The organism is Corynebacterium sp. NPDC060344 (genome assembly GCF_042725215.1).
Taxonomy (GTDB): Bacteria; Actinomycetota; Actinomycetes; order Mycobacteriales; family Mycobacteriaceae; genus Corynebacterium.
The window spans coordinates 30,464-51,104 of the sequence record NZ_JBHXCS010000013.1; the positions used below are offsets into that span (position 1 = coordinate 30,464).

Below are 20,641 nucleotides of genomic sequence, written 5' to 3' on the forward strand. Positions count from 1 at the left end.
GCACATGCCTCGAACGGAGGGCCCGGAGCAGACCACCGGGTTCGTCACCGGGCCCGGGGGCCTGACCGCGGAGCAGGTCGGGCAGCGGCGGCGCGCCGGGCTGGTCAATCACCTGCCGCCGACGTCGGGCCGCACCGTGTCCGACATCATCCGCGCCAACGTGTTCACGCGGATCAACGCGATCCTGGCGGTGCTGCTGGTGATCGTGCTGTGGACGGGGTCGTGGGTCAACGGCGCCTTCGGGCTGCTGATCATCGCCAACTCCATCGTCGGCGTGGTCCAGGAGCTGCGGGCGAAGCGGACGCTGGACAAGCTGTCCATCGTCGGCCGCGCCCGGCCGATGGTCATCCGCGACGGCGGCCCGGCCCGGGACCTGGACCGGGAGGAGATCGTCGTCGACGATCTCGTGGAGCTCGGCGCCGGCGACCAGATCATCGTCGATGGCATCGCGCGCACCGTCGACGGCCTCGACGTCGACGAGTCGCCGCTGACCGGCGAGTCGAAGGCGGTGCACAAGAAGCCGGGCGATCCGCTGTACTCCGGCTCGCACGTCGTGGCGGGCGGCGGCACGCAGCAGGCAACGAAGGTCGGCGCCGACGCGTATGCCGCGCAGTTGGCGGCGGAGGCCAGCAAGTTCACGCTGACGGATTCGGAGCTGCTGCGGGGGATCAACAAGATCCTGCTCGTGATCACGTGGATCCTCGTGCCCACCGGCGCCCTGGTCATCTGGACGCAGCTGTTCCGGTCGGGCCAGCCGCTGAAGGAATCGCTGCTGGCCATGGTCGCGTCCCTGGTGCCGATGGTCCCCGAGGGCCTGGTGCTGATGATGTCCATCGCCTTCGCCATCGGCATCGTCCGCCTGGGCCGCCGCCGGGTCCTGACCAACGAGCTGCCGGCCATCGAGGGCCTGGCCCGCGTCGACGTCGTGTGCGTGGACAAGACCGGCACGCTGACCGAGAACACCATGCACGTGCGCGAGGTCGTCCCGCTTGACGACGGTCCCGGCGCACCCGACGTCCGCCCGGTCCTCGCGGCGCTGGGGCACCTGGAGGAGCGGCCGAACGCGACGTCGATGGCCATCAACGACAGCCTCGAGAGCGACGGCGTCGCCGATCCGGGGTGGGCGGTGGCGGACAAGGCACCGTTCACCTCCGCCCGCAAGTGGGCCGGCGCGACGTTCGACGGGCGGGGCACGTGGGTGCTCGGCGCGCCCGACATCCTCGCCGCCGAGGGCTCCGCGGCGCTGGCCCGCGCCGAGGAATTGATGTCCGCCGGCCTGCGCGTGCTGCTGCTGGCCCGCGCCGATGACGCCATCGCCGCCACCGTCTCCGACGTCGTGGTGGGCCCGGGAGAGGCCGTCGACAAGCATCCGGGGATGCTCGAACCGGCCGCGCTCGTGGTCCTGGACCAGACGCTGCGCCCCGATGCGCGGGAAACGCTGGAGTACTTCGACCGCGAGAACGTGACCGTGAAGGTGATCTCGGGCGACAACGCGGCCTCCGTCGGCGCCGTCGGGCGGTCCCTGGGGCTGCCGGGCGCCGACCGCCCCGTCGACGCCCGCGAGCTGCCCGACCCCGATGGGGGAGAAGTAGAGGAGAAGGCCTTCGCCGACGCGGTCGCCGCCGGGAGCGTGTTCGGGCGCGTCACCGCCGACCAGAAGCGGGCGATGGTGCGGGCCCTGCAATCGCGCGGGCACGTCGTGGCCATGACCGGCGACGGCGTCAACGACGTCCTGGCGCTCAAGGACGCCAACATCGGCGTGGCCATGGGCGCCGGCGCCCCCGCGACGAGGTCCGTGGCGCAGCTGGTGCTGCTGGACAACCGCTTCGCCGTCATGCCGCACGTGGTCGCCGAGGGGCGCCGGGTCATCGGAAACATCGAGCGGGTGGCCAACCTCTTCCTGACCAAGACCATCTACTCGGTGTTCCTGGCGCTGGCGGTGGGCATCATCGGCTACGCGTACCCGTTCGAGCCGATCCACGTGACCATCACCGGCTGGTTCACCATCGGCATCCCGGCCTTCGTGCTGTCGCTGGCACCCAACCACGAGCGGGCCAAGCCGGGGTTCTCCTCGCGGGTGTTCCGGCTCGCGCTGCCATCCGGGCTCATCGTCGGCGCGCTGACCTTCGGCTTCTGGCTGTGGGCCTACCCGGGCGCCGACGCCTCCGGCGCGGTGCGGGGCGAGGCGTCGACGGCGACGCTGGTCGTGCTCATCATCACGGCGTTCTGGGTGCTCGCCGTCGTCGCACGGCCCTACGAGCCGTGGAAGCTCGCATTGCTGGCCGTGGCCGGCGGCGCGTACTTCGTCATCTTCCTCGTCCGCCCCATCGCCTCGGTGCTGCACCTGCATCCGGTGCCCGCGGGGCTCGGATTCGCCGCGGTGATGACGGGCATCGCCGGTGCGGTGCTGGTCGAGACCGTCTGGCAGATCAACCGCAGGCGCGCCGATCGGCTTCGAAATCAAAATAGTTAATTCGGATTAACCGAAAAGCGGTCATGGCGGGGGTAACTCCGTTAGTTTTTGTTAGTGCAGGTGGACTGTACCTTTGGGGGTGGCGTGAACTTCCTTAAAGGGGGCTGTGAGTGTGACGTGTTTCGCAGGTCGGGGTGTTCCAGGTAACTTCAGGGGCGCACATATTCCGGTGTGACGTGATGCACAGCGCGTCCGCCGTGTGAGGTGTTACCCACGCCAGGGCCCGCCGTGGCCGGCGTGAACCGTGATTGTCCGTACATGATGACCCGGAAAGGCACACAGTGTCCGCAACCCCCCAGCCGGTCAACCGGCACAAGCCCACCGCAGCGGAGTACCGCTACGTGCAGGGCACCGAGGAGTTCCAGGAACTCCGCTCGACGTTCCGCTCGTTCACGATCCCGCTGACCATCGCGGGTCTGGTCTGGTACGTCGCGTACGTGCTCCTGGCCACCTACATGCCGGACCTGTTCGGCACCGAGATGCCGATCGTCGGCAGCCTCGGCATCCTGCTCGGCCTCCTGCAGTTCGTCACCACGTTCTTCATCACCTGGTGGTACATCGGCTTCGCCAACAAGAAGCTCGAGCCGAAGCAGGCCGCGATCCGCGAGGACATGGAAGCCGGCCTCATCGCCGACAAGCTCAACTCCGTCAACCGGGAGGTCAAGTAAGACATGAACAACCTGACTTTCCTTGCGCAGGCGGACCTCGCCGAGTCCAACCCGATCCTCAACATCATCGTCTTCGTCGCGTTCATCGTGATCACGATGGTCGTCGTCACCCGCGTGTCCAAGGGCGGCAACAAGAAGGACGCCTCCGACTTCTACACGGGCGGCGCCCAGTTCTCCGGCACCCAGAATGGCCTGGCCATCGCGGGTGACTACCTGTCGGCCGCGTCCTTCCTGGGCATCGTCGGCGCCATCGCGCTGACCGGCTACGACGGATTCCTGTACTCCATCGGTTTCTTCGTGGCCTGGCTGGTCGCGCTGCTGCTCGTCGCCGAGCCGCTGCGCAACGTGGGCAAGTTCACCATGGCCGACGTGCTCGCCTTCCGCCTGCGCCAGCAGCCGGTGCGCACCGCCGCCGCCATCACCACGCTGGCGGTCACGCTGTTCTACCTCATCGCCCAGATGGCCGGCGCCGGCTCGCTCGTCGCCGTGCTGCTGAACCTGGACGGCAAGCTCGAGCAGTCCATCGTCGTCGCCATCGTCGGCGCCGTCATGATCGCCTACGTCCTCATCGGCGGCATGAAGGGCACCACCTACGTCCAGATGATCAAGGCCGTGCTGCTCGTCGGCGGCGTCGCCATCATGACCGTGCTGGTGTTCATCTCCGCGAAGTCCGGTTTCGTCGGCCTGCTGGAGCAGGCCGTGTCCACCCACGACGCATCCCAGGCCGCCGTCGAGAACGGCACCCAGGGCGCGCAGCTCCTCGAGCCGGGCATGAAGTACGGCAAGACCGAGATCTCCAAGCTCGACTTCATCTCCCTGGGCCTGGCCCTGGTGCTCGGTACCGCCGGTCTGCCCCACGTGCTCATGCGCTTCTACACGGTGCCCACGGCCCGTGAGGCCCGCAAGTCCGTGACCTGGGCCATCGTGCTCATCGGTTCGTTCTACCTGATGACCCTCATCCTGGGCTTCGGTGCCGCCGCGCTGGTCGGCCCCGACGCGATCCTCGCCGCCCCGGGTGGCGCGAACGCCGCGGCCCCGCTGCTGGCGCTGCGACTGGGCGGCTCCATCTTCATGGCGCTGATCTCCGCCGTCGCCTTCGCCACCGTCCTCGCGGTCGTCGCCGGCCTGGCCATCACGGCCTCCGCGTCCGTCGGCCAGGACCTGTACCAGGCCGTCATCAAGAAGGGCACCGCGTCCGAGGAGCAGCAGGTCCGCGTCTCCCGCATCACCGTCGTCGTGCTGGGCATCGCGTCCATCATCCTCGGCATCCTGGCCATGTCGCAGAACGTCGCCTTCCTGGTCGCGCTGGCCTTCGCGGTCGCCGCCTCGGCGAACCTGCCGACCATCCTGCTGTCGCTGTTCTGGAGGAAGTTCAACACCGCCGGCGCCGTCGCGTCGATGTACACCGGCGTGGGCGCGGCCCTGCTGCTGATCTTCTTCTCCCCGGCCGTCTCCGGTGCCGAGACCTCCATGGTCCCGGGCGCCGACTGGTCCTGGTTCCCGCTGGCCAACCCCGGCCTGGTGTCGATCCCGCTGGCGTTCATCGCGGGCATCATCGCCACCTACGTGGGCAAGCCGGACAACCTGGATGACCTCCAGGCCGAGATGGAGGTCCGCTCCCTCACCGGCGTCGGCACCGAAGCCGCCGTCGACCACTAAGCGCGGACCCCGGAGCACACCGGGCGCGGAAGTCATCGTCCGCACCCGGCCAGCGTCCCCACGGTGGCGCGCCGCTCCACGAACGACCCCGCCCGACCCCGGAGGATTCCGGTGGCCGGGCGGGGTTTTCCGCGCTTGGCGGCGACCCCGTGATCGTCGCAAAGCACTGCCATGACCTGCCGAAAAGCGTAAATCGCGGGGCGGGGATAAAGTGGTTGCCAACCATGCCCGTGATTGACCAGGAGGCACATACATGACCGACACGACCGCACAGCCGAATCCGGGCACGACGCCGCGCCGCAGCCCGCTGCACGACCGGCACGTGGAGCTGGGGGCGGAGATGCGCGACGTCGGCGGGCACGAGCTGCCCTTCCGGTACGGTTCGGAGCTCGACGAGCACAAGGCCGTGCGCGAGGCCGTAGGCCTGTTCGACCTGTCGCTGATGGGCGAGATCCGCGTGTCCGGGCCCGAGGCGGCGAGCTTCCTGGCGCACACCCTCATTTCCGCGATCAAGCCGATCGCGCTGGGCAAGGCGAAGTACACGATGATCGTGCAGGAAGACGGCGGCATCATCGATGATCTGATCGTCTACCGCCTGGGCGTCAACGAGTTCATGCTGGTCAACAACGCGGGCAACATGATCGAGGTGTACCAGACGCTGCGCGAGCGCGTCGGCGGCTACGACGTCGAGGTCGTCGACCGCAGCCAGGACATCGCGCTGATCGCCGTGCAGGGCCCGAAGGCCGCGAAGCTGCTGCGCCGCGTGGTGCCGGCCGATTCGCACGGCACGCTCGACGCGCTGCGCTACTACTCCTGCACGTCGCTGGAGGTCGCGGGCGTGGAGATGATCGTCGCCCGCACCGGCTACACCGGCGAGGACGGGTTCGAGGTCTTCCCGCCGGCCGACAAGGGCGCCGACGTCTGGGACGCGCTGCTCGCCGCCGGTGGCGCCGTGACCGACCCCGAGGATCCCGCCGACGACGGCGCCGACCTGGGCGTGCGCCCCTGTGGGCTGCTGTGCCGCGACATCCTGCGCCTCGAGGCCGGCATGCCACTGTACGGCCGCGAGCTCACGCGCGAGCGCACCCCGCTGGAGGCGGGCCTGAAGTCCGTGATGGGCCCGACGAAGGGCAACTTCATCGGCCGCAATGCCCTGGTCAATCAGCCGCAGCCGAAGCAGCTGCTCGTGGGCCTGCAGATCGAGGGCACGGTCGCGCCGGAGCGCGGGGCGGAGCTTCGCGACGTCGACGGCAACGTGGCCGGCGACATCACCTCGACCAAGGTGTCGCCGACGTTCGGCCACCCGATCGCGTTCGCCTACGTCGACCGGTGGCTGGCGACCAAGGGCACCGAGCTCCGGGTCGACATCGATGGCGAGGAGCGCACGGTGACCGTCGTGCCGACGCCATTCTACAACCGCAAGCGCCGCGTGTAGCGGCGGAACCGCGGGGGAGGGGCCGCGGGAAACGCCGCGGTTACCTGCCCTGCGCCCCCGGTTCATCCGACGCCCGCGCGTCACCGGCCATGCCGTGACCGCGGGCGTCGCCATGTCCGTTGCCGGGGGCTCCGCCGTTGCCGTTGCCGCCTTCGCCACCATTTCCACCATTGCCGGGGGCGCCGGGTTCCTCGGTGGGAACGCCCGGCGAATCGGACGGGTCGGCGGGGGCGGGCTCGTCGAGGATCACCGTCCACCGAGGCAGCGGACCACCGGCGCAGATGAGGTTTTCGCCATTGACCGCCGGGCGCAGTGTCCCCTGGAGCCCCGGGCAGGGGTCGCCGATGCGGGCGCGGCCGTCGCCCCGCCGGGTGGCGGTGGTCGTGGCGGTGGGGGACGAGGCCGGATCGGACGTCGCCGAACCATCGGCCGCCGATCCGCTCGACGGGGTGCCGGGGCTACCATCCGCCGGGGACGAAGTGGCCGACTCGGACGCCGACGTCGATGCCGCCGCGGTCGACGACCCGGGTTCCGTGGGCGATTCCGACGAGTCGGGCGTGGCGGACTCCGACGTCGAGCGCTCAGTTCCCGACGTGCCGTCGGTGGCCGTGATGCCCGAATCGGACGAGGCCGAGGAGTCGGCGGCGTTGGTGCCCGCCATGTCCTGCGGGGCGCACGCCGCAGCGAGCAGGGCAGCGCCGCATGCGGCGGCTGCGATGGTGGTGCGCTTCATGTCGGTTCCTCCCCGGTGCCGTGATCGTCGTCGAGCCTGCGTCGAGTTCGGGGTGATCCTACATGGCGGGACGGATGCCCGGGCATTTCCGCTGTGAGGTTGCACGGCGGGCGCAGGGTATCGGGGCTCTGGCCGGGAGCGCCCGCGTCCGGCCACGGCCCGAGGCTAGTCCTGGCCGTCCGCCCCGCCGGCGCCGCGGGTTCGCCGTCCCACCAGCATTCCGGCACCGAGGATCGCGGCGCCGACGATGGCGCCGATGATGCCCGCGGACAACGTGGCGGCGGGAGACGCGGCGGCGGTGAGCGTCGCGGTGGCGGGCGTCGCGGCCTCGTCGCCGGCACCGCCCGTGCCATTCCCGCCCAGGCCTGCGGGCTGCCCCGAACCGGTCGCCGACGTGGACTTCGATCCCACCGGCTTGGTGCCGGGTTTCGTGCCCGGCTTGGTCCCGGGCTTGGCTCCGGACCCCGCTGCGGCGGCCTTCTCCGCGGCGGTGCCGGCGACGGTGAGGTCGGTGACGGTGTCCTGGCTGCGGTCGGAGGACCCGTGGGCGGCGAAGGTGAACAGGGCGCATGCGTTGTCGATGCAGTTGCCGGCGGCGAAGACCGGTTCCACGTCGACGATGGTCGTGAACGTCCCGCCGGCGCCCATCTCGGAGGCCTTGACGTAGTTGACGGACCCGAAGTTCGATGCGTCGGTGTGCGAGAACTTCGCCTTCTCGGCGACGCCGACGTAGATGCCGGCGCCGGCCGTCGAAAAGCCCGAGCCGCTGACCGTGATGGAGGTGACCCCCGAGGCGGCGATCTCGGTCGTCGACAGGGTCATCGCGGGACCGTTCGTCGAGGTCGCGGGGCTCGTGCTTGGCGACGCCGCCGTGCCTCCCGCCCCACCCGGGCGCGTGGCGGCGGCGGGGGAACCGGCCGCCGTGGGTGCGGCGGGCCCGTTGGTGGCGGCGTTTGCGGTGTTGGGGGAGGTGCCGGGAGAGGCGGTCGGCGTGGCGCCGCCGGCGAAGTGGATGGGCTCCCACGCGTCCTGGCTGCGGTCGGCGAGCTTGGGGAAGGCCATGAACGTGGCCACGTGGCACTGGGTCGTGCGGCAATCGACCTCGCCGAACGCCACGTCGACGGGCAACTCGGCGGTGAAGCGGCCGTCGCCGCCGACGGTGACCTTCACCGCCTCGCCGTAGGTCTGCGGGTAGCCGGACTCGGGCTTGTCGATGGTCTGCGCCACGTAAATGCTCTCCCCGGCGGCGTATCCGGTGCCCGTGACGGTGAGCACGGAGTCGTCGTCAAGCCCGTCGGTGGCGGACAGGGTGAAGGCCGGGCCGGTGGAGGTTCCGGGGGCGTCGGCCGCGCCGCCGGAACCGGGGAAGGGGAGGCCCGGGAGGGAGGGGAAGCCGGGGAGCGAGGGGAGTGCGGAAAGAGAGGGGAGGCTTCCCGAAACTCCGGAAGGAACGCCGGGGGACGCCACCAGCGCCGTCGATTCGGGCGACGGCGACGTCGCGTTCACCCCCGGAGCCGCCCCCGCCGTGGGGATCGGGAACAGGGTCGCGCCGCCCAAGGTCAGTGCGCCTGCCGCGATGGCCGCGAGGGGGCGCCGGCCGCCCCGCGGGCGCGAGCGGTGCCCGGAGGGGAGGGGCGCCGGGGCGCAGTCGGCCGACGAATGGTGCGGGGTCGCGGGCGCATCGGCGGTGCCTGCGCAAATGCGGTGGGAAGCGGGAACGGTCATGGATCCTCCGAAGATCAATCAACAGTGAAATGAGGGTAGCCTGACCGAAATAGGTGTGGCAATCGAAAGGGGTGTGGAGGGGTCCCGGGAAGGCCCGCTTTTCCTCGTCGTGAACCCGGTCGCGGGGCCGGAATCCCGCCTTCGGGGGTGGCTCGCAATCGGTCAAGCGGACATTTCTGCGCATGAGGTAGATCACACTTGACCTCCCCGCGGTAATTGCTCACACTGGGATGTGAACGCTCACAAGGAGCACAAAGTTCCCCCCAGATTGCAGTGTGTGTGCAGGTCAAAATAGTTGGGGAATATGTGAGCGCTAACCCTCTTCGCTGGGAGAGAGAAAGGTTCACCGCCATGACCAACCATCCCGTCATCGGAATCCGCCCCCTCATCGACGGCCGCCGCCGTGGAGTCCGCGAGTCCCTCGAGGACAAGACCATGGAGCTGGCCGAGAACGTCGCCAAGCTCCTGAAGGACAACGTCCGCTACGCCGACGGCGAGCCCGTCGAGGTCGTCATCGCCGACGGCACCATCGGCGGCCCGGCCGAGTCCGCCGCGTGCACGAAGAAGTTCAAGGCCGCCGGCGTCGCCGCCGACCTCACCGTCACCGCCTCCTGGAACTACATCACCGAGGTCCTCGACCTCGACCCGACCATCCCGCACGCCATCTGGGGCTTCAACGGCACCGAGCGCCCGGGCGCGGTCACCCTCGCCGCGGCGCTGGGCGCCTACACGCAGCTGGGCATCCCGGCCTTCGGCATCTACGGCCATGACGTCCAGGACGCCTCCGACACCGGACTCACCGACGACGTCGTCGACCAGATCCTCCGCTTCGCCCGCGCCGCCGTCGCGGTCGGCCAGATGAAGGACCGCAGCTACCTGGCCATGGGCACCGTGTCCATGGGCATCGCCGGCTGCCGCGTCCCCGAGACCACCCTGCTGCAGTACCTGGGCATCCGCAGCGAGTACATCGACATGATCGAGCTCGACCGCCGCATCACCCAGGGCATCTACGACGAGGAGGAGTACGAGGTCGCCCGCGCCTGGGTCCGCGAGAACCTGAAGGAGGGCGAGAACTTCAACCCCGAGCACAACCAGGTCTCCGCCGAAGAGTACGAGGCCCAGTGGGACTACGTCACCAAGATGACCCTCGTCGCCTCCGACCTCATGGAGGGCAACCCGAAGCTCGCCGAGAAGGGCTTCGAGGAAGAGGCCGGCGGGCATGACGCCATCGCCGCCGGTTTCCAGGGCCAGCGCCAGTGGACCGACTACAAGCCCAACGGCGACCTGCTGGAGACCCTGCTCAACACCAGCTTCGACTGGAACGGCAAGCGCCAGCCGAAGATCGTGGCCACCGAGGGCGACGTGCTCAACGGCATGACCATGCTGTTCAACCACCTGCTGACCAACCGCGCCCAGCTGTTCAGCGACGTGCGCACCTACTGGAGCCCGGAGGCCGTCAAGCGCGTCACCGGCCATGAGCTCACCGGCCACGCCGCCGGCGGCTTCATCGACCTGCGCAACTCCGGCGCCACCACGCTCGACGCCGCCTGCGGCGCCCGCGACGCCGAGGGCAACCCGACCATCAAGCCCTGGTGGGAGATGGAGGACGACGAGATCGAGCGCGACCTCAAGGCCACCACGTTCCACGCCGCGACGAAGGAGTACTTCCCGGGCGGCGGCTTCTCCACCCACTTCACCACCCCGGGCGAGGTGCCGGTCACCGCGGCCCGCCTGAACATGGTCGAGGGCCTCGGCCCGGTGCTGCAGGTCACGGAGGGCTGGACCATCGAGCTTCCCGACGAGGTCCGCGACACCATCGTCAACCGCACCGACCGCACGTGGCCGACGACCTTCTTCGCGCCTCGCGTCACCGGCGAGGGCGCCCACCGCAGCGTCTTCGACTGGATGGACAACTGGGGCGCCAACCACACGGCGACCGGCGTCGGCCACTTCGGCGACGACCTGATCACCCTCGCCTCGATGCTGCGCATCCCGGTCTACATGCACAACGTCCCCGAGGAGCGCATCTTCCGCCCGCGCGCCTGGGCGAGCTTCGGCACCGCCGATCTCGAGAGCGCCGACTTCCGGGCCTGCGCCAACTTCGGGCCGCTGTACCGCTGATCGGCGCGGGAAACGCAACGGACCGGAACGGATAGAAGGAGCCAACGGAAATGACCACCAGGCAGCATGCCGCCATCGCGCTCGACCTCGGGTCGTCGAACGGGCGCGCCGTACTCGGCACCCTCTCCGGGGGAGTGCTGCGCCTCCAGGAGGCGCACCGATTCGCGCACAAGGTCGACACGACCGACGGCGTGCTGACCTGGGACACCGACAGGCTTCGCGACGGTGCGCTGGCCGGCATCTCCGTCGCCCGCACCCTCGTCCCGATCGACGTCGAATCGATCGGAATCGACACCTGGGGAGTGGACTACGCCCTCCTCGACGACGACGGCGACCTGGTCCGCCCCGTCCGCGCCTACCGCGACGGCCGGATGGCGGAGCACTTCGCCGACTACAACAAGGCCCTGGACCCGTGGACGGCGTGGTGCCACACGGGCGTCCAGCCGGCCGAAATCAATACTTCCGTGCAGCTGTTCTCCGATCTGGCGCAGGAGCCGGATCTGGTCGACCGCGTCGATCGCGTGCAGCTGCTTCCCGACTACTTCGCCTGGCTGCTGTGCGGCGAGAAGGGCTTCGGCCGCGCCATCGCGTCGACCACCGGGCTCGCCGCTCCCGGCACGCGCCGCTGGTCCTCCGAGGTCCTCGATTCTCTGGGGATCCCGGAAAAGTGGTTCGGCCAGATCGCGCCGGACTCGATGGTGCTCGCCCCGGAGAAGACCAGCGGGATCCCGCTGGTGCGCCCCGGCGGCCACGACACCGCCTGCGCCGTCCACGCCATGCCGGTGCCCGAAGACGTGAAGTCCAGCGTCTTCATCTCCTGCGGATCGTGGACCCTGGTCGGCGCCGTCACCGACGAGCCGATCCTCAGCCGCGGCGCCTACCGGGCGGGCTTCACCAACGAAACCTGCGTCGACGGCCGCAACCGCTTCCTCCGCAACATCACCGGCATGTGGATCCTCCAGGACCTCATGCGCGGATGGTGCTCCGAAGGAACGGGCATGGAACTGCTCGACCTCCTCGACGCCGCCAAGCAGGCGCCCAGCATGGGCCTCGTCTTCGACCCCAACGACGCCGCGTTCACGGGCACCGGAAACATGGAGCAGCGCATCAACGAGCGCATGCAGGCCATGTACGGCCGCACCCCCGACGGGCGCGGGCAGCTCGCCCGCCTGATCTTCGAGTCCCTCGCCATCGCCCACGCCCGGACCATCAAGGAAATCGAGTCCCTCACCGGCACGCCCGCCGAGGTCATCAACATGGTCGGCGGCGGATCGCGCAACGGCCTGCTCTGCCAGATGACGGCCTCCGCCACCGGCGTCCCGCTGCTCAGCGGCCCCGCCGAGGCGTCCGCCGCCGGCAACCTGCTCAGCCAGTTCGAGGCCATCGGCGCCATCGGCCACGGCGAGCGCATCGGCATCATCGAGCGCTCCTTCACGCCCCTGCGCTTCGAGCCCCGCGACCCGACCCGCTGGGACGACATGACCCGCCGGCTCGAGGAGGCCGAGAAGGGCCGCTGACCCCGGCGCCGGCCGACACCGGCGCCCCACCCCGCAAACCCCATCCAGCCAGCCCGACCCCGCGGCCGCACCCCCGCCCCCCAGCCGCACCCCTGAACTTCACCGAATTCACCAACTTCACCTGCTCCCACCGAGTGGAAAGGACATCAACGATGACCACCGACAAGCTCTCCCACGCCGAACTGCGCGAAGACATCTGCGAGATCGGCCGCATGGTCTGGTCCAAGGGCATGGTCGCCGCCAACGACGGCAACATCTCCGCCCGCATCTCCGAGGACCTCGTGCTGGCCACCCCGACCGGCATCTCCAAGGGCCGCCTGCGCCCCGACATGCTCAACGTCCTGGACCTGCAGGGCAACGTCGTCGAGGCCGCCCCCGCCGGCAACCTGCCCACGTCCGAGATCCGCATGCACCTGCGCATGTACCGCGTGAACCCGGAGATCAACGGCTGCGTCCACGCGCACCCGCTGCACGGCACCGCCTTCGCCATTAAGGGCGAAGCCCTGGACAAGCAGATGATGCCGGAAACCGTCATCGCCATGCCGGAGATCCCGCTCGCCCCCTACGGCACGCCGTCGACCGAGGCGATCCCGGATTCCGTCGAGCCCTTCGCCTTCACCCACAAGGTCGCCCTGCTCGAGCAGCACGGCGCACTGGCCTGGGGCGGCGACGTGTGGGACGCCTACTTCCAGATGGAGCGCCTCGAGTACACGGCGCAGCTGACCTTCCTGACCCGCCTCCTCGGTGGTGAGCGTGAACTGCCGGAAGATGAGATCCAGAAGCTCATCGGCATGCGCGCGCAGTACGGCCTGTGAGCCGGGATGATTTGATCCGACAAGGGATGAATGAACAATGTCACGCCATGAAAACCACGCGGTAGCGGACGCCCGCGCCGCCGCCCCCACCGCCGGAACCAGGCCGGCCCCGGCCCCGGCCAACCCCGAGACCCGGCCGATCGTCTACGTCTTCGCCGTCCTCGGCGGCCTGGCCGGCCTGCTGTACGGCTACGACTCCGGCGCCATCTCCCTGGCGCTGCCGGACATCTCCACCCAGTTCGGGCTGAGCCCGACCCTCGAGGGCCTCATCGTCTCCTTCCTCCTCTTCGGCGCCCTGCCGTCGATCGCGGTGGCCACGATGATGGAGAAGAAGATCGAGCGCCGGAACCTGCTCATCGTCGGCGCGGTCATCTTCGCCGTCGGTTCGCTGGGCTGCGCGCTCGCCCCGACCCCGGCCATCCTGATGGGCTTCCGCTTCATCCTCGGCATGGCCGCCGGCATCGCGAACATGTTCGGCCTGATCTACCTGTCCGAGCTCGCCCCCGCCCACCTGCGCGGCATGATGGCCTCGCTCTACCAGCTGTCGGTCAACTTCGGCATCCTCATCTCCTACGGCGTCGGCCACTACTTCTCGCTCGACGGCCGCTGGGAATGGACCCTCGGCCTCGGCCTCGTCCCCGCCGTCATCTTCGGCGTCGGCATGGCGCTGTCGCCGCAGTCCCCGCGCTGGCTGATCCGCGACGGGCAGATCGAGAAGGCCCGCAAGACCCTGCACCGCGTCCGCTCGACGGACGAGGAAGTTGATCGCGAGGTCGCCGACATCCAGGTGTCGCTGCAGAGCCAGGAAGCCGGCTTCAAGGAGCTGTTCGGCACCTTCCGTCCCGTGGTCATGCTCGCCTTCGTCCTGGTCATCTTCCAGGTGTTCACCGGCATCAACGCCGCGGTCTACTACGCGCCGAAGATCTTCGAGCACCTCGGCATGGGCGCCAACGCCGGCATCATCGCCAACTACGGCGTCGGCATCGCCCTGGTCGTCTCCACGCTGGTCTCCCTGCCCTTCATCGACCGCTGGGGCCGCAAGAAGCTGCTGGCCATCTCGCTGGGCGGCCAGATCCCGCCGCTGCTGGCGCTGACGTTCTTCGCGGACACCCACGCCACCGTCGCCATCATCGCCGTGTTCCTGTTCGTCTTCGCCTTCGGCTTCGGCCTGGGCCCGGTGTTCTGGTCCTACGTCCCCGAGATCTTCCCGCTGCGCGCCCGCGCGCTGGGCGTCGGCATCATCACCTTCGCGCAGTACACGATGAACGCCCTGCTGTCGCTGATCTTCCCGGACCTCATCGCCGCCATCGGCACCGGCGTCTTCCTGATCTTCGCCGTGATGAGCGCCATCGCCGTGTGGTTCATCCTCACCCGCGTCATCGAGACCAAGGGCAAGACCCTCGAGGAAATCGAGGCCTACTGGCAGGAAACCGCGGACGTCAAGTCCTGATCGGCCCCTCCGCCACCCACTTTCGAGAAAGAAGAAGGCACCACCATGCTCCGCAACATCCCCACCATCCTGAGCCCGGATCTCGTCCACGTGCTCATGCGCATGGGCCACGGCGATGAGATCGTCCTGGCCGACGCGAACTTCCCCGGCGAGCAGGTCAACGACAACGTCCTGCGCGCCGACGGCCACGGCATCCCGCCGCTGCTGGAGGCCATCCTCGAGCTCATGCCGCTGGACCCGTACAACGACTGGCAGTTCGCGCTGATGAACACGGTCGAGGGCGACCCGACGCCGGAGATCTGGCCGACGTACCGCAAGCTGGTCTCCGACTCCGAGCCGGAGAACAACACCGAGAAGGGCTTCGAGCGCTTCGAGTTCTACGAGCGCGCGCGCCAGGCCCGCGCGGTCGTCGTCACCGGCGAAACGGCGCTGTACGGTAACATCATCCTGAAGAAGGGCGTGCTCTAGCAGCGCAAATGCGGTGGATCGGACGATCCGCCGCGCCAGCTCACACCACGCGGCCGCCTCGTCACCATCGAGGCGGCCGCGTTCGGCTTGCGGTGCCCCGGCACCGCCCGCCCCTCCGCCCGAACGTTCCCTACACCCCACACCCCACCGAGCGCACCACCCGCAGGAGCCCCCAGCCATGTCACCCCACCAACGCACGACGATGAAGGACGTCGCCGAGGTCGCCGGCGTCAGCATCCAGACGGTGTCGAGGGTCCTCAATAACTCCGGGTCCGTGTCGCCGTCCACGCGCGAGAAGGTGGAGCGGGCCGCGGAGAGCCTGCGCTACCAGGTGAATCTGGCCGCCAGGTCGCTGGCGTCGAAGCGCTCCCAGATGGTGGGCATGCTGGTGACGGGCGAGATCCGCTTCGGCGTCGCGGAGATCTTCTCCGCACTGGAGAACAGGGTGGCGGCCGAAGGCAGGTACCTGGCCATGGCCACGGCGTCGTCAAGCGATCCCGAGGGGATCGGGCGGGCCCTGTCGTACCTGGAGGGCCTGCAGGTCGGCGGGCTGATGGTCGTCGCCCGCGAGGAGGCGACGCTGCGGCTGGTGTCGGCGCGCACGACCATCCCGTGCGTGGCCATCATCGCCGGCGAGCACGTCGATCCGCGCGTGTCCACGGTGTCGATCTGCCAGTACGACGGCGCCGTGCGGGCCACCGAGCACCTCATCGAGACCGGCTGCCGCAATCTCGTGCACATCACCGGCGATCTGACCTGGCAGGACGCGCAGGAACGACTCCGCGGCTTCAGGGATGCTTGTCGACGGGCCGGTGCAGCGGCCGATTGGATCGTCGGCGACAGCTGGTTCGCGGACGTGGGCCATGACGCGGCCCTCGACATCATCGCCCGCGGCGGGGTCGACGGGATCGTCGCCGGCAACGACGACATCGCGCTCGGCGCCCTGCACGCCCTGCACGAGGCCGGCGTGGACGTGCCCGGGGAGATCTCCGTCGTCGGCTTCGACGACACCCCGCAGGCGAAGTTCTTCGTCCCGGCCCTGACGTCGATCCGGCAGCCGTTCCAGGAGCTCGGCGACGCCGCCTTCGACGAACTCGACGCCCGGATCGCCGGCCGTCCCGCCGGGCACCGCTACCTCCAGCCCGAGCTCGTCGTCCGCGCCACCACGCGCGGATAGTCAGGCACGACGGCCATCGAGGTCGGGCGCCGAAAACGCCGGCCGCGCCCCTGTGGCGGGGCGGGCCGGCGTCGTAAAGCGGAACGAGGGGGAGGGAACTAAAGCTCGCCGCGGGCGCGGCGGGCCTTCTCCTCTTCGGCGAGCTTCTTCAGCTCCTCTTCCTTCTCCTCGAGCTCCTCGTGGAAGAGCTCCTTGCGGTCCTCGAGGGAAATGTTGCCGTCGAGCTTGGAGAAGTTGCTGCCGTAGCGCTGGCCGAGGAACATCTCGACGGCCGCGCTGAGCTGCTTGGCGTCGTAGAAGTTGAGCATGAGAATCTGCGTGTCGTTCTCGTCGACGAGCTGGAGGCGCAGATTGCCGTCGATGTCGGTGAGGTTGGCGAAAACCTTGACTCCGTCGACGTCGGTGAACGCGGGCTTCTTGGTGGCGGGCATTGTGCAGTCCTTTCCGTGGGGGCTTCCACTGTGTGCGAAAGACCGGCAACCCTCGTCCAGTCGATGCGGACCCGGTGAAGGCTCGTCGGTTCTTCGGGGGTGCACCCGAAATGCGCATGCACCCTTTCCACAATCGACAGTAATCGCGAATCGGGGCGGGGCGCCCGGTGAGATGCGTCGCGGTGCGGGGCAACGGTGTTCCCGTGCGCCTGACCTGCGGGAAGTGCGGGCATCGCCCGCTGCGTGGCCGCCCGGTTCCCCCGTTCGGGTGTTGCGCGGGGGTGGGGCGGGGTCGAGTTGTGCCCCAGGCAGGAATCGAACCTGCGACACCGGCTTTAGGAGAGCCGTGCTCTATCCACTGAGCTACTGGGGCGAATCGCCGTGCGACGGGGCGGCGGGCGGCTCGGATGAGCGGTGCCGGGCGCCGTCGGGACGCCACAACATTACCCCACGGCCCGGGTGCGGCCGAAAGGCATGATCATCGCCACAATCGCGCCGCATCGGCCCAGCGTGCGTGAATCCAGGCTAACGGTGGTCCCCCCGTGGCCGCCGCACGCCGGGCCCGGGCGGTGGGCCGGGTCTACCATGGGATCCACGGCCCGGCCGATGGTCGGCGAAGGGCGAATCGACAAATGCGAGGTCCGGAAGTGCTGAAGCCCACGTTCACCGATGTCAATGGAGTCAAGTTCGTCTGCCAGGTGACCAACGACGCGGAATCCCCGCACCTGGTCGTCTCGCAGCTGCAGGAGGACGGCAGCCTCAAGCCCGTCATGGTGCTGAACAACTACGACGCCAAGCACATGGGCAACGCCTGCGACGTGTACCTGAAGCAGTCCTGGGCCAACCGCTACACCGCCGGTTCGCTGTCGGCGCTGAGCGCGGAGGAGATGAGCGGCGCGTTCGGCGCCGACATGGATTCGAACGGCTCCAAGTAGCCCGTGGGGGCCACCGTCTCGGCCGTGATGGCCATCGACGTCATCGGCATCGGCGCGGGCAGTCCCGCGCACCTGACGCTGGAGGCCATCGAGGAGCTCGCGGGCGTCGGCGTCGTCTTCGCCCTGGACAAGGGCGAGTCGAAGTCGGACCTGCTGGATGCGCGCCGCGCCATCCTCGACGCCCACGCTCCGCACGTGGAGCTGGTCGTCGTCCCGGATCCGCCCCGCGATCGCGCGCCGGCCGATTACGGCGGCGAGGTCCGCGATTGGCATCAGGCCCGGGCTGAGCTGCTTTACGACGCCATGGCGCGCCACCTCGGGCGGCCTTCCGTCGACAAGCAACGTGGTGCCTTCCTGGTCTGGGGCGACCCGTCGCTGTATGACTCGACGCTGCGGATCCTCGACCGCATCCGGGGGCTCGGCGCGGACCTCGACGTCCGGGTGATCCCCGGCATCACCGCGGTGCAGGCGCTGACCGCGGCGCATGCGACGACGTTCAACCGCATCGGCCGCCCGGTGCTGGTGACCACCGGGCGGCGCCTGGGCGAGCGGCCCGCCGGCACGGATGCGGTGGTCATGCTCGACGGGGGAGCGGCGTGGCTGGATCACGCCGGCGCGGACGAGGAGATCCTGTGGGGCGCCTACCTGGGCACCCCGATGGAAACCCTGCGCCGCGGCCGCGTCGCTGACATCGGCGCGGAATTGGCGCAGCTGAAGTCCGATCTCCGTGCCCAGCATGGCTGGATCATGGACGTTTACATTTTGCGTCCGGCCGGGACCACGGACGCGGGGGAGTAGGGCCCGGTAGTCGGTCGGGCTCGGCTCGCCCCCGGCCTCAGTCCTCGACCCAGTCCAGGGTCCGCTCGACGGCCTTGCCCCATTCGGAGAAGAGCTCGTCGCGGCGGCCCGCGTCCATGTTGGGCGTGAAGGTCCGGTCCTCGCGCCACATGGCCCGGATCTCGTCGGTGGATTCCCAGAACCCGACGGTCAGGCCGGCGGCGTAGGCCGCGCCCAGCGCCGTCGTCTCGGTGATCACCGGCCGCGTGACGGGGGCGCCGAGGATGTCGGCCTGGAACTGCATGAGCAGGTCGTTGGGCACCATGCCGCCGTCGACGCGCAACGTGGTCAGGCTGACGCCGGAGTCCCGGTTCATGGCCTCGACGACCTCGCGCGTCTGGTACGCGGTGGCCTCCAGCGCCGCGCGCGCGATGTGGCCCTTGTTGATGTACCTGGTCAGCCCCACGATCACCCCGCGCGCATCCGGCCGCCAATGCGGCGCCAGCAGCCCGGAGAACGCGGGCACGACGTAGCAGCCGCCGTTGTCGTCGACCGTCGCCGCAAGCTTTTCGACGGACGGCGCATCCGGGATCATCCCGAGATTGTCCCGGAGCCACTGGATCAGCGATCCGGTCACCGCGATCGACCCCTCGAGCGCGTAGACGGGCAGATCCTCGCCGATGCGGTAGGCGACCGTGGTGATCAGCCCGTGGTCCGAGCGCTGGGCGACCGTGCCGGTGTTGAGCAGCAGGAAGTTGCCCGTGCCGTAGGTGTTCTTCGCCTCGCCCGGCTCCAGGCAGGCCTGTCCGAAGGTGGCGGCCTGCTGGTCGCCGAGGATGCCGCCGATGGCCACGTTGTGGAGCGGGCCCTGCCAGCGCACGACGCCGAGGTACTGCGACGAGCTGACGATGGTCGGCAGCATGGACATGGGGATGCCCATCGCCTCGCACAGCGCCGGATCCCACTCGAGGGTCTCCAGGTTCATCAGCATCGTGCGCGAAGCATTGGTGACGTCCGTGACGTGGAGCGACTTGCCGTGGCGGCGCGTGAGATTCCACGTCAGCCACGTGTCCACGGTGCCGAAGATGAGCTCGCCGCGCTCGGCCCGATCGCGGGCGCCGTCGACGTTGTCCAGGATCCACGCGATCTTCGGGCCGGAGAAGTACGTGGACACCGGGAGGCCGGTGATGCGGCGGACGCGCTCCTCGCCGACGTCGTCGCGAAGCTTCTTGCAGATCCCGTCCGTGCGCGTGTCCTGCCACACGATGGCGTTGTACACCGGCTCGCCCGTGGCGCGGTCCCACACGATGGTCGTCTCGCGCTGATTGGTGATGCCCAGGGCGGCGACGTCGGCCGCCGACCACTCCTCGTCGGCCATGACGTCCGCGATGACGCGGCGCGTGTTGCGCCAGATCTCCACTGCGTCATGCTCGACCCAGCCGGGCTTCGGCATGATCTGCCGGTGCTCCATCTGGCTCATGCCGCGGCGGTGGCCGTCGCGGTCGAACAGGATGCACCGCGTCGACGTGGTGCCCTGGTCGATGGCCGCGACGACCTGGCCGCCACCCGGATTGAGCAGCGCGCGGGCCTGCGCGTCGAAGAAGTTGGTGAACTGGCCGGGGATCCTCACGTACGCGCCCCGCCTACCGCTCGTCGACCGGGCGCGACTGGCCCTGGTGGCCGGGGAAGGGGCGCGGGGCGATCGGCGACCGGCCCAGGTACTCCTCGATCCAGCGGCCCACGACGTGCTTGGCCGAATCCGCCGCATCGGCGACGGTCACCGGCTCCAGCGACGGGTCGTCGACCTCCACCACGCGATCCGGGTCACCGGCGACGTGGATGACGACCTCGGCGCGGTCGTCGCCGACGAGGGTCACCGCGACCTCGGCCAGCAGATCGATGTTGCTCTGCTCGGCGACGGCCCAGCGGTAGACGCGGTCGTTCTCCCAATCGGCGGCGGCGTCGGCGAAATACTCCGGGTACACGCCGCGGCCGTGGGCCAGCGTCAGCGCGGGGGCGTCGTCGACGCGGCCGTCCTGGCGCAGCGGGCGGAGATGGAAACGGCCGGCATTGAGTTCCATGGGTTCCATGGGGGCATTCCTCTCGTGCGGCGGGCCCCGACGGGAATCGGCGGGCACCGCGTCTCGAACCGCCGGGAACGGCGGCGTCACTGCGCTCCAGCGTAGTGGATCGGTGCCCGCCGGAAACCGAGGACGCCGCACGCGAAAAGGCGATCCCCGCCGCACCATCCGGTGCC

The 20,641-nt window shown here is 69.5% G+C and carries 17 protein-coding genes and 1 tRNA gene; 12 read left to right on the top strand and 6 right to left on the bottom strand.

Annotation, left to right across the window (positions count from 1 at the left end):
- The first annotated feature begins 4 nt into the window (after nucleotides 1-4).
- From ACFWGD_RS12145 to gcvT, 4 genes are all read left to right on the top strand, one after another.
- Nucleotides 5-2,473 carry an HAD-IC family P-type ATPase gene (locus tag ACFWGD_RS12145; RefSeq protein WP_377778950.1) on the top strand — a complete coding sequence of 823 codons (2,469 nt, stop codon included), beginning with the start codon at nucleotides 5-7 and terminating at the stop codon, nucleotides 2,471-2,473.
- Between the two features lie 281 nt (nucleotides 2,474-2,754).
- On the top strand, nucleotides 2,755-3,141 hold the full coding sequence (locus ACFWGD_RS12150; protein ID WP_377778951.1) for a DUF485 domain-containing protein: 387 nt from the start codon (nucleotides 2,755-2,757) through the stop codon (nucleotides 3,139-3,141).
- A gap of 3 nt (nucleotides 3,142-3,144) precedes the next feature.
- Nucleotides 3,145-4,800, top strand: coding sequence for a cation acetate symporter (locus ACFWGD_RS12155; protein WP_377778952.1), 1,656 nt, complete (start codon nucleotides 3,145-3,147; stop codon nucleotides 4,798-4,800).
- Nucleotides 4,801-5,053: 253 nt separating this feature from the next.
- Nucleotides 5,054-6,235, top strand: coding sequence for a glycine cleavage system aminomethyltransferase GcvT (gcvT, locus tag ACFWGD_RS12160; protein WP_377778953.1), 1,182 nt, complete (start codon nucleotides 5,054-5,056; stop codon nucleotides 6,233-6,235).
- Between the two features lie 40 nt (nucleotides 6,236-6,275).
- Here gcvT and ACFWGD_RS12165 read toward each other — a convergent pair whose 3' ends face one another.
- Together ACFWGD_RS12165 and ACFWGD_RS12170 are read right to left on the bottom strand one after the other, a co-directional pair.
- Nucleotides 6,276-6,968: a hypothetical protein gene (locus tag ACFWGD_RS12165; protein ID WP_377778954.1), complete on the bottom strand. Its 693-nt coding sequence runs from the start codon at nucleotides 6,966-6,968 to the stop codon at nucleotides 6,276-6,278.
- A 165-nt stretch (nucleotides 6,969-7,133) separates the two neighbouring features.
- Entirely contained in the window at nucleotides 7,134-8,693 is a 1,560-nt protein-coding gene (locus tag ACFWGD_RS12170; protein WP_377778955.1) for a neocarzinostatin apoprotein domain-containing protein, read from the bottom strand.
- Nucleotides 8,694-9,044: 351 nt separating this feature from the next.
- Here ACFWGD_RS12170 and ACFWGD_RS12175 point away from each other — a divergent pair, with 351 nt between their 5' ends.
- From ACFWGD_RS12175 to ACFWGD_RS12200, 6 genes are all read left to right on the top strand, one after another.
- Complete coding sequence (locus ACFWGD_RS12175) at nucleotides 9,045-10,814, top strand: L-fucose isomerase (protein ID WP_377778956.1); 1,770 nt, start codon at nucleotides 9,045-9,047, stop codon at nucleotides 10,812-10,814.
- 50 nt (nucleotides 10,815-10,864) lie between these two features.
- Complete coding sequence (locus ACFWGD_RS12180; RefSeq protein WP_377778957.1) at nucleotides 10,865-12,331, top strand: rhamnulokinase family protein; 1,467 nt, start codon at nucleotides 10,865-10,867, stop codon at nucleotides 12,329-12,331.
- A 152-nt stretch (nucleotides 12,332-12,483) separates the two neighbouring features.
- Nucleotides 12,484-13,146, top strand: coding sequence for a class II aldolase/adducin family protein (locus ACFWGD_RS12185; RefSeq protein WP_377778958.1), 663 nt, complete (start codon nucleotides 12,484-12,486; stop codon nucleotides 13,144-13,146).
- 37 nt (nucleotides 13,147-13,183) lie between these two features.
- The gene (locus ACFWGD_RS12190; RefSeq protein ID WP_377778959.1) at nucleotides 13,184-14,596 is read left to right on the top strand and encodes a sugar porter family MFS transporter; all 1,413 of its coding nucleotides are present in this window, start codon (nucleotides 13,184-13,186) and stop codon (nucleotides 14,594-14,596) included.
- A 45-nt stretch (nucleotides 14,597-14,641) separates the two neighbouring features.
- Nucleotides 14,642-15,064, top strand: a complete 423-nt coding sequence (locus tag ACFWGD_RS12195; RefSeq protein WP_377778960.1) for an RbsD/FucU family protein — start codon at nucleotides 14,642-14,644, stop codon at nucleotides 15,062-15,064.
- A 178-nt stretch (nucleotides 15,065-15,242) separates the two neighbouring features.
- Complete coding sequence (locus tag ACFWGD_RS12200; protein WP_377778961.1) at nucleotides 15,243-16,241, top strand: LacI family DNA-binding transcriptional regulator; 999 nt, start codon at nucleotides 15,243-15,245, stop codon at nucleotides 16,239-16,241.
- Between the two features lie 98 nt (nucleotides 16,242-16,339).
- Here ACFWGD_RS12200 and ACFWGD_RS12205 read toward each other — a convergent pair whose 3' ends face one another.
- Nucleotides 16,340-16,672, bottom strand: a complete 333-nt coding sequence (locus ACFWGD_RS12205) for a hypothetical protein (RefSeq protein WP_377778962.1) — start codon at nucleotides 16,670-16,672, stop codon at nucleotides 16,340-16,342.
- Nucleotides 16,673-16,972: 300 nt separating this feature from the next.
- Nucleotides 16,973-17,045, bottom strand: a tRNA-Arg gene (locus ACFWGD_RS12210).
- A gap of 274 nt (nucleotides 17,046-17,319) precedes the next feature.
- Between ACFWGD_RS12210 and ACFWGD_RS12215 the strand changes: the two genes are divergently transcribed.
- Both ACFWGD_RS12215 and cobF read left to right on the top strand, forming a co-directional pair.
- On the top strand, nucleotides 17,320-17,607 hold the full coding sequence (locus tag ACFWGD_RS12215; protein WP_377778963.1) for a hypothetical protein: 288 nt from the start codon (nucleotides 17,320-17,322) through the stop codon (nucleotides 17,605-17,607).
- 27 nt (nucleotides 17,608-17,634) lie between these two features.
- On the top strand, nucleotides 17,635-18,405 hold the full coding sequence (gene cobF, locus ACFWGD_RS12220) for a precorrin-6A synthase (deacetylating) (protein ID WP_377778965.1): 771 nt from the start codon (nucleotides 17,635-17,637) through the stop codon (nucleotides 18,403-18,405).
- A gap of 37 nt (nucleotides 18,406-18,442) precedes the next feature.
- Here cobF and glpK read toward each other — a convergent pair whose 3' ends face one another.
- Together glpK and ACFWGD_RS12230 are read right to left on the bottom strand one after the other, a co-directional pair.
- Complete coding sequence (gene glpK, locus ACFWGD_RS12225; protein ID WP_377778966.1) at nucleotides 18,443-19,963, bottom strand: glycerol kinase GlpK; 1,521 nt, start codon at nucleotides 19,961-19,963, stop codon at nucleotides 18,443-18,445.
- A 64-nt stretch (nucleotides 19,964-20,027) separates the two neighbouring features.
- A complete protein-coding gene (locus ACFWGD_RS12230) occupies nucleotides 20,028-20,474 on the bottom strand; it encodes a hypothetical protein (protein WP_377778964.1) in 447 nt (148 codons plus the stop codon).
- Nucleotides 20,475-20,641: the final 167 nt, after the last annotated feature.